Source organism: Pseudomonas sp. CCNWLW23 (genome assembly GCF_037095675.1).
In the GTDB taxonomy this organism is placed as follows: Bacteria; Pseudomonadota; Gammaproteobacteria; order Pseudomonadales; family Pseudomonadaceae; genus Aquipseudomonas; species Aquipseudomonas atacamensis.
On record NZ_JBAWKM010000012.1, the window covers coordinates 185733 to 195139 of the forward strand.

Here is a 9407-nt window from a genome sequence, read left to right on the forward strand (position 1 = left end):
GCCCCCTGCATAAATAGACGACCGAATTGCCTACCCGATGACCGACGAATCGCCCTCCATCGACAAACTGCTGAAAAACCTCGATCACGCCATGCTCGCCGACCGTCACCGGCTGCGGCGGCAGTTGCTTGAGCTGCGCAAGAAACCCGACGAGGCCAAACTGGCCCAGTGGGTGGCGCGGATGCAGGCGTCCTGTGATCAGGTACTGGCGCGTCGCGCGAGCCTGCCGGTGATTCGTTACGACGACAGTTTGCCGATCGCGGCCAAGCGCGACGAGATCAAGAAGGCCCTGGAGCAACATCAGGTACTGATCATCGCCGGCGAAACCGGTTCGGGCAAAACCACCCAGTTGCCGAAGATCTGCCTGGAAATCGGTCGCGGCCAGCACGGTCTGATCGGCCATACCCAGCCGCGTCGGATCGCCGCGCGCAGTGTCGCCAGCCGTGTCGCCGAAGAACTCGGCACGCCGCTTGGAGCGCTGGTCGGCTATCAGGTGCGCTTCGAGGATCAAAGCGATTCCAACACCCTGATCAAACTGATGACCGACGGCATTCTGCTGGCGGAAACCCAGAACGATCGCTACCTCGAGCGCTACGACACGATCATCGTCGACGAAGCCCACGAACGCAGCCTCAACATCGATTTCCTCCTCGGCTATCTGAAAACCCTGCTGCCACGCCGTCCCGACCTCAAGGTCATCATCACGTCGGCGACCATCGATCTGGAGCGCTTCTCCAAGCACTTCGATGACGCGCCGATCGTCGAAGTATCGGGCCGTACCTTCCCGGTGGAAACCTGGTATCGGCCGCTGACCCTGGAGCAGGACGAAGAGGGCAACCGGGTCGAGGACGACCTGACCGTCGATCAGGCGATTCTCGCCACCCTCGACGAAATCGCCGCCTACGAGCGCAGCGAACGGCGCAGCCCCGGTGATGTGCTGGTGTTCCTGCCCGGTGAGCGCGAGATTCGCGACGCCGCCGACATGTTGCGCAAGGCCCAGCTCAAGCACACCGAAATCCTGCCGCTGTACGCGCGCCTGTCGCCGGCTGAACAGCAGCGGATTTTCCAGTCGCATCCGGGCCGCCGCGTGGTGCTGGCAACCAACGTCGCCGAGACCTCGCTGACCGTGCCGGGCATTCGCTATGTGATTGACAGCGGCACCGCGCGCATCAGCCGCTACAGCTACCGCGCCAAGGTGCAGCGCTTGCCGATCGAAGCGATTTCCCAGGCCAGCGCCAATCAGCGTAAAGGTCGTTGCGGCCGGGTCGAGCCGGGTATCTGCGTGCGTTTGTACAGCGAAGAGGACTTCCTTGGGCGCCCGGAATTTACCGATCCGGAAATTCTGCGCACCAACCTCGCCGCCGTGATCCTGCAGATGCTCCATCTGCGCCTCGGTGAAATCACCGCGTTCCCGTTTATCGAGCCGCCGGACGGCAAGGCGATCAGCGACGGTTTCAACTTGCTGCAAGAGCTTTCGGCGGTAGATCGCAATAGCCAGCTGACGCCGCTCGGTCGCCAGTTGGCGCGCTTGCCGGTCGACCCGCGCATGGGCCGCATGCTCCTGGAAGCGGCCAAGCTTGGCAGTCTGCAGGAAGTGCTGATCGTCGCCAGCGCCATGTCGATTCAGGACCCGCGCGAGCGTCCACCGGAGCGTCAGCAAGCGGCGGATCAGGCCCATGCGCAATGGAAAGATCCGGATTCCGACTTCGCCGGGCTGGTCAATTTGTGGCGTGGTTTTGAAGAACAACGCCAAGCGCTGACCGCCAACCCGCTGCGTAACTGGTGCCGGAAGAACTTCCTCAACTACCTGCGTTTGCGCGAGTGGCGTGATTCTCATCGTCAGTTGAGCCTGATCTGCCGCGACATGCAGCTGAGCCTGAACAAAGAGCCGGCGGATTACCCGAAGCTGCACAAAGCGGTGCTGGTCGGCTTGCTCAGCCAGATTGGCCAGAAAACCGAAGACGGCGATTACCTCGGGGCGCGGCAGCGGCGCTTCTGGATTCACCCGTCGTCGGGCATCGGCAAGAAGCGCCCGCAGTGGCTGATGACCGCCGAACTGGTGGAAACCACCAAGCTTTACGCGCGCATGGTCGCCAAGATCGACGCCGACTGGATCGAACCGCTGGCCGGGCACCTGATCAAGAAAAACCACTTCGAACCGCACTGGGAAAAGAAGCGCGGTCAGGTCGTGGCCTACGAGCAGATCACCCTGTTCGGCCTGATCGTCGTCGGTCGCCGCCCGGTGCATTACGGCCCGGTCGATCCGGTGGTGTCGCGTGAGCTGTTTATCCGCGAAGGTCTGGTGCGCGGCGAGATTCAGTCGCGGGCCAAATGCCTGAGTGCCAATCAGAAACTGCTCGAGCAGCTCGACGAACTGGAGGCCAAGGCGCGCCGGCGCGACATTCTCGCCGACGAAGAAACCCTCTACGCCTTCTACGATGCACGTCTGCCGGCGGAGATCCACCAGACCGCGACCTTCGACAGTTGGTACAAGGTCAACAGCCAGAAAGATCCGCAACTGCTGATCATGCGCGAAGAAGACGTTTTGGCCCGCGAGGCCAGCGAAGTCACCGCCCGTGATTACCCGGATACGTTGCACATTGGCGATCTGGAACTGGCGCTGACTTATCATTTCGAGCCCAATCACCCGCGCGACGGCGTGACCTTGCGCGTGCCGGCGCCGTTGCTGCCGATGCTGCCGCCGGAGCGTCTGGAATGGCTGGTGCCGGGTCTGATCGAGGCCAAGTGCATTACTCTGGTGCGCAATCTGCCGAAAGCCCTGCGCAAGAACTTCGTGCCGGTACCGGACTTCATCAAGGCCGCGTTGCAGCGCATGACTTTCGCCGAAGGTTCGCTGCCGCAAGCGCTCGGTCGCGAGCTGCTGCGCATGACCGGCGCGCGGGTCAGCGATGAAGCGTGGGCAGAAGCGGCGCAGCAGGTTGAGAGCCATCTGCGCATGAACCTGGAAATCGTCGACGGCCAGGGCAAGTTTCTTGGCGAAGGCCGCGATCTGGCTGAGTTGACCGCGCGCTTCGCCGAAGCCAGCCAGGCCGCGCTGGCGGTGCCGCAGAGTGCGAAAAGTCAGCAACCGGTTGAGGCGAAAGTCTTCGCGCCGGTAGCAGAAAAGACCCAGCAAAAGATCGCCGGGTTGTCGATGACGGTGTACCCGGCGCTGGTGGAAGAGGGCGGCACGGTCAAGGAGGGACGCTTCTCTACCCCGGCCGAAGCCGAGTTCCAGCACCGTCGCGCCTTGCAGCGCTTGCTGATGCAGCAACTGGCCGAGCCGGCGAAATTCCTCCGCGGCAAGTTGCCGGGGCAGACTGAACTGGGCTTGCTGTATCGCGAACTGGGCCGGGTCGATGCGCTGGTCGAAGACATTCTGCTGGCCAGCCTCGACAGCTGCATTCTCGAAGGCGAAGACCCGTTGCCCCGTGATGGCGCCGGGTTGGCGGCATTGGCCGAACGCAAACGCGGCAACTGGACCGAGCACGCCGAGCGGGTTGCGCGGCTGACGCTGGAAATTCTCAAGATCTGGCACGGTCTGCAAAAACGCTTCAAGGGCAAGATCGATCTGGCGCAAGCGGTGGCACTCAACGACATCAAGCAACAGATCGGCAATCTGGTCTATCCGGGTTTCGTTCGCGAAACGCCGATGCAGTGGCTCAAAGAGTTGCCGCGTTACCTGAAAGCGGTCGAGCAGCGTTTCGAGAAACTCGGTGCGCAGGTGCAGAAAGATCGGGTCTGGAGCGGCGAACTCGCTGGCCTGTGGGCGCAATACCAGACCCGCGCGGCCAAGCATGCGCAGGAAGGCAAGCGTGATCCGCAGCTGGAGTTGTACCGCTGGTGGCTGGAGGAATACCGCGTGTCGCTGTTCGCCCAACAGTTGGGCACCAAAGTGCCGATCTCCGACAAGCGCCTGAGCAAACAGTGGAGCCAGGTCGAGCCCTGACCTGCAGCCATACACAATCCCCCTGAGGAGGCGGTCTTTGTGGCGAGGGGATTTATCCCCGCTGGGTGGCGAAGCCGCCCCAAGACCTACGCCTCGGTTCATCGATCGTTCCCACGCTCTGCGTGGGAATGCCTCTGGGGACGCTCCGCGTCCAGTGACGCGGAGCGTCACGGGCTGCATTCCCACGCGGAGCGTGGGAACGATCATCAAAAGATCGCAGCCTTCGGCAGCTCCTGCAGGGATCGAGTTGAGCAGGAGAAAGGCGCCAAAACCTCGGGTTTATGGCAAACTTCGCCACCATAATCCGCCGTTTCGCGACCCAGAGCCTTCGGCCGTGTCGCGCTGCGGAATAAAACGATGCCAGGTTTGCGTCCCCCGGATGGGAATAGACCCTTTGCGTGTTGGTACGACGGTTCCAGCACATTCTGCCTGAACAGATTAGAGAAACGACCATGCATAATGTCGTCATCAGCGGCACCGGCCTGTACACACCGGCCAACAGCATCTCCAACGAAGAGCTGGTGCAGTCTTTCAATACCTACGTCGCCCAGTTCAACGCCGATAACGCCGAGGCCATTGCCAGCGGTGAAGTCCAGGCCCTGACCGAATCCAGCGCCGCGTTCATCGAAAAGGCCTCGGGCATCAAGAGCCGCTTTGTCATGGACAAGGACGGCATCCTCGATCCGCAACGCATGGCCCCGCGCCTGCCCGAGCGTTCCAACGATGAATGGTCTGTGCTCTGCCAGATGGCCGTTGGCGCTGCCGAACAAGCCCTGCAACGAGCCGGCAAAACCGCAGCCGATATCGACGGCGTGATCGTCGCCTGCTCCAACCTGCAACGCGCTTACCCGGCCATCGCCATCGAAGTCCAGGAAGCGCTGGGCATTGAAGGTTTCGGTTTCGACATGAACGTGGCGTGTTCTTCCGCCACCTTCGGCATCCAGGCCGCCGCCAACAGCGTGCAACTGGGCCAGGCGCGGGCGATCCTGATGGTCAACCCGGAGGTCTGCACCGGGCACCTGAACTTCCGTGATCGCGACAGCCACTTCATCTTCGGCGATGCCGCGACTGCGGTGATCATCGAGCGCGCGGATCTGGCGACGTCCAAGTACCAGTTCGACGTGGTCAGCACCAAATTGCTGACCAAGTTCTCCAACAACATCCGCAACAACTTCGGCTTCCTCAACCGTGCGGCGGAAGAGAGCATCGGTGCCCGCGACAAGCTGTTCGTGCAGGAAGGCCGCAAGGTATTCAAGGATGTCTGCCCGATGGTCGCCGAACTGATTGGCGAGCACCTGGAAGAGAACCAGCTCAACGTCGGCGACGTGAAGCGTTTCTGGCTGCACCAGGCCAACCTGAGCATGAACCACCTGATCGTGCGCAAGCTGCTCGGCCGCGAAGCTACCGAAGAAGAAGCCCCGGTGATTCTCGACAGCTACGCCAACACCAGCTCGGCCGGTTCGGTCATTGCCTTCCACAAATACCAGGATGATCTGGCCGCGGGTTCGCTGGCGGTGCTCAGTTCGTTTGGTGCCGGTTATTCGATCGGTAGCGTGTTGCTGCGCAAGCGCTGAAACAGGTTAATTTCCCCTTAATCGCGTCGATCTTTCCTACATCCGAAGCGATTGAAACGCTGTAATTTTTCGGACGTCGCGGCAGGTGCACACCTGCCGCGTTCATTTTCGAAGTCCGGACAAGGGGATTGATGGATGGCGGCTGACGACACCCAACTGCTCACGCGCTTGCTGGCGGGGGAGCAAAAGGCTTTCAAGGAACTGGTCACCACCTATCAGAGCGCCATGCGCGCCGTGGCTTACGCGATTGTCGGCCAGCGTCATGTCGAGGAAGTGGTGCAGGATGCCTGGCTGTCGGTGGTGCGCCATCTGGCCAGCTTCGAAGGCCGTTCCAGCCTCAAGACCTGGTTGCTGACCATTACCGCCAATTCGGCCAAGAGTCGCTACAAGCTCAATCGCCGGGAAGTGTTGCTCGATGACTTGCCAGCACCTCACGGCACCATCGGTGACGATCGATTTTCCTCGAGCGACGGTCATTGGCTGGTCGCGCCATTTGCCTGGCATCAGGACACCCCAGAGGCGCTGCTCACCGAAAACGAACTGCGCGAATGCCTCGAACACACGTTGCTGAGTCTGTCCGAGTTGCAGAGCAGTGTCCTGCTGTTGCGCGAACGCCAGGGGCTGGAGCTGGAAGATATCTGTAATCTTCTGGAGATCTCGCTCTCCAATGTCCGCGTGCTGCTGCACCGGGCACGCTTGAAGGTCTTCGCGACCGTGGAACATTTTGAGGAGACAGGAGAATGTTGACCTGCAAGGAGCAAGTGGCACGATCCAGCGATTATCTCGATGGCCAACTGAGCTTTCGCGAGACGCTGATGGTGCGTCATCACCTGTTGTTCTGCCCCAACTGCCGGCGCTTCATGCGGCAGATGCGCGTGATGCAGGCAACCCTGAAGGCGCTGCCGGAAAAACCGGAAGAGGGAGTGGATGCTTTGGCTGAACGCCTGGCGGCGCAGAGGCGCGACGACAGTCCTTGAAAGAGTCAGCCCGGGGCAGCGTCAGCGAACGGATGATGGGGATCGCTGGCATTGCACCGGGCTGCAGGACATCAGCTTCGAACGACAAGTCGCAAGGGGAGCGGTGACTTGCAGCTTGTCGCTCGAAGCTTGTAGCTGTTTTCTTAGAACTTCGCTTCAGCATCCAGCTGCAGGGTGTTGGCATCTGCATCGCGCTGGCTGCGGCTGGCGAAGTCGGCCTTGGTCAGGAAGTACGTGGCGCCGACGGCGAAGTTCTTGTCGATGTCGTAACCGACTTTGAATTTGTGCCCGCGCGAACCGGTGGTGCCGTTGGCGAAGTCGGAGTCGGTGAAGGCGCCGACCACGGCGTTGCGCTGCACGTCGCGATAGTTGTAGTCGAGGTTGAAACCGAAGACTTTCGACTTGGCGCCGAGCAACCATGCGGTGTCCTGATCGGTCACGGCATCGTTGTTCTTCACGTACTGGCCGTAGAACGACAGCGGCATTGGCAGGCCGCCGATGTCGATCTGGCTGAACCCTTCATACAGACGGAATTCGTTGTCGGCCGAGTTGCCGTTGACTGCCAGCGCGCACGGCGTCGAGGTGCCGGTGCAGCGGCTGTCATCGTCATTCTGGTAAGCGTAAACGCTGCCGCCGACGGTCATCTTCAGGTTGTCGGTGATGTTGAAGCGGCTGCCCAACTGGCCAGCGGTCAGGCGCAGGTCGTGGCGGAATTGAACGCCGTCGCCGTCAACGTTGTCCTTGAGGTTGTAGTTACCCAGGCTGCCGAACAGTTCGGCGCTGCCGCCCAGTGGGTATTTGTAGGTAACGGCCAGACCTTCCGGGTTGATGTCGCTGTCCCAGATCACGTCACCCATGCTTACCCATGGTTGCAGCATCTTGCCGCCGATCACGTGCAGGTTCTTGATCTGATCCGGGTGATAGTCGATGTAGCCGAGGTCGAGCCAGATCTGCTTCTTGTCGAAGTAGTTGTCCTGATCCTGGTTGGTCGAGCGCGCGTCGTCACCGCCGCCGGTGGCGATACGGATACCGGTGTCGACTTGCGGGTTGATCTCGGTATAGGCGCCCAGACGCGCACGGATGCGCTGGCGGTCCTTGTCGCGGCCGCCGTTGTTCGGCTCGCCGTCGATCTTGATGGTTTCCTGACGGATACGGACGTCGCCCTTGAACTGGGTCTTGGCCGCCCAGGCCAGTTTCTGATCGAACAGGCTCTGTTCGTTGGTCTTCTTCGCGACCGCCGCTACTTGTTCGTTGGTTTCCTGCTGCGCCTGTTGGGCGATTTGCTGAGCCTTCTGATCCTTGGCCAGTTCTGTTTGCAGCTCGATGTACTGCGCCTGGGAAATCGACCCGTTGGCCTTGAGCATGTCGAGCAGTTTGGCGTCGACTGCAGCACTGGCCGGAACGCTCATGGCCAGCAACAAGCCGCCGCACAGGGCCGCTGCAGTTTTCGTGGAAGCAAGACGCATAGCAATCTCCGAAGATGAAGGGGATGGCTGAACCATCCTGGGCACAACCGGCCTGAAGGCCGGAAAACTGTGTCCGGGTTAGAACCCGGCGCTCTAAAAACAGGCGCCAGTATCGCGATGGTTTATGACAGGGCGGTGGCACAGTGATGGCAGGTTGATGACGATGCGGATCAGGCATGAACTATCGAGTTAGAGCGCTGTCGGCCGATTGAGCGTGTGCAACGGGGTCGCGATCAGCGATACTCGCCGGGCTTTGTCGCCAAGCTGTGGAGTGCCAGTGAATGCCGTTGCAACGCCTGCAAGACCTGTCAGAAATCGCCCCGGCAAGCTGGGATGCGCTGGTGCCGGACAACCAGCCGTTCCTGTGTCACGCCTTCCTCAGCGCGCTGGAAGACAGCGGCAGTGTCGGCCCGCATACAGGCTGGCAGCCCGAACATTTATTGCACATCGAAGATGATCGACTGATCGCCGCGCTGCCCTGTTATCGCAAGTGGCATTCCTACGGCGAGTACGTCTTCGATCACGGCTGGGCCGACGCCTGCGCGCGTGCCGGCATCGATTACTACCCCAAACTGTTGACCGCCGTGCCCTTCAGCCCGGTCAGCGGCCCGCGCTTGCTGGCGGCGAAAGTGGAGGACGGTTTCGAACTGCTGAAAAGCCTGCCCGGCTATTTGCAGATCGAAGAGCTCTCCAGCGCGCACATCAATTTCACTGATCCGTTTACCGATGCGGCGATGGCCGAGCAACCGGGCTGGCTGCAGCGCATCGGCTGTCAATATCACTGGCAGAACCGTGATTACCGCGACTTTCAGGACTTCCTCGACGCCCTCAGCTCACGCAAGCGCAAGCAGATGCGCAAGGAACGCGAGCAGGTGGCGGGGCAGGGCTTTGAGTTCGAGTGGCTGGAGGGGCGTGAGTTGGACGAGGCACAGTGGGATTTTGTTTACGCCTGTTATGCCAACACCTACGCGGTGCGGCGTCAGGCGCCGTACCTGACGCGGGAGTTCTTCAGCCTGCTGGCCGAACGTATGCCCGAGGCGATTCGCGTGGTCTTGGCCAAACAGGGCTCCCGGCCGGTGGCGATGGCGTTCAGTCTGGTCGGTGGCGACAGTTTCTACGGGCGGTATTGGGGTTGCCTGGCCGAGTTTGATCGGCTGCATTTCGAGACGTGTTTCTACCAGGGCATGGATTACGCGATTGCCCAAGGCATCCAGCGTTTCGATGCCGGGGCACAGGGCGAGCACAAGTTGATTCGCGGCTTCGAACCGGTGATCACCCATTCCTGGCATTACCTGCGCCATCCGGGGTTGAAAGCAGCGGTGAAGGATTTTCTCCAGCAAGAGCGTGCCGGGGTTCTGGCCTATGCCGAAGAGGCCCGCACCGCGTTGCCCTATCGCCAAACCTGACCACGATCGTTCCCACGCTCTGCGTGGGAATGCAG

The 9407-nt window shown here is 61.1% G+C and carries 6 protein-coding genes; 5 read left to right on the forward strand and 1 reads right to left on the reverse strand.

The genetic code is table 11. From position 1 onward, the window contains the following. Positions 1 to 37 precede the first annotated feature (37 nt). From hrpA to V8J63_RS16920, 4 genes are all read left to right on the forward strand, one after another. Entirely contained in the window at positions 38 to 3949 is a 3912-nt protein-coding gene (gene hrpA, locus V8J63_RS16905; RefSeq protein WP_336464368.1) for an ATP-dependent RNA helicase HrpA, read from the forward strand. A 452-nt stretch (positions 3950 to 4401) separates the two neighbouring features. Further along, positions 4402 to 5523: a beta-ketoacyl-ACP synthase III gene (locus tag V8J63_RS16910; protein ID WP_336464369.1), complete on the forward strand. Its 1122-nt coding sequence runs from the start codon at positions 4402 to 4404 to the stop codon at positions 5521 to 5523. Between the two features lie 135 nt (positions 5524 to 5658). Next, positions 5659 to 6270: an RNA polymerase sigma factor gene (locus tag V8J63_RS16915; RefSeq protein ID WP_016771206.1), complete on the forward strand. Its 612-nt coding sequence runs from the start codon at positions 5659 to 5661 to the stop codon at positions 6268 to 6270. Beyond that, entirely contained in the window at positions 6264 to 6500 is a 237-nt protein-coding gene (locus V8J63_RS16920; protein WP_122752041.1) for an anti-sigma factor family protein, read from the forward strand. The genes V8J63_RS16915 and V8J63_RS16920 overlap by 7 nt, the downstream gene beginning before the upstream one ends. Before the next feature lie 143 nt (positions 6501 to 6643). Here the strand turns inward: V8J63_RS16920 and V8J63_RS16925 are convergent, their stop codons facing one another. Then, complete coding sequence (locus V8J63_RS16925) at positions 6644 to 7966, reverse strand: putative porin (protein WP_016771204.1); 1323 nt, start codon at positions 7964 to 7966, stop codon at positions 6644 to 6646. 281 nt (positions 7967 to 8247) lie between these two features. Between V8J63_RS16925 and V8J63_RS16930 the strand changes: the two genes are divergently transcribed. Further along, entirely contained in the window at positions 8248 to 9372 is a 1125-nt protein-coding gene (locus V8J63_RS16930; RefSeq protein WP_336464370.1) for a GNAT family N-acetyltransferase, read from the forward strand. Positions 9373 to 9407 lie beyond the last annotated feature (35 nt).

Coding starts and splice junctions, on each gene's coding strand:
- V8J63_RS16915 (WP_016771206.1), top strand. CDS start 5,659: ATGGCGGCTGACGACACCCAACTGCTCACGCGCTTGCTGGCGGGGGAG.
- V8J63_RS16925 (WP_016771204.1), bottom strand. CDS start 7,966: ATGCGTCTTGCTTCCACGAAAACTGCAGCGGCCCTGTGCGGCGGCTTG.
- V8J63_RS16930 (WP_336464370.1), top strand. CDS start 8,248: ATGCCGTTGCAACGCCTGCAAGACCTGTCAGAAATCGCCCCGGCAAGC.
- V8J63_RS16920 (WP_122752041.1), top strand. CDS start 6,264: ATGTTGACCTGCAAGGAGCAAGTGGCACGATCCAGCGATTATCTCGAT.
- V8J63_RS16910 (WP_336464369.1), top strand. CDS start 4,402: ATGCATAATGTCGTCATCAGCGGCACCGGCCTGTACACACCGGCCAAC.
- hrpA (WP_336464368.1), top strand. CDS start 38: ATGACCGACGAATCGCCCTCCATCGACAAACTGCTGAAAAACCTCGAT.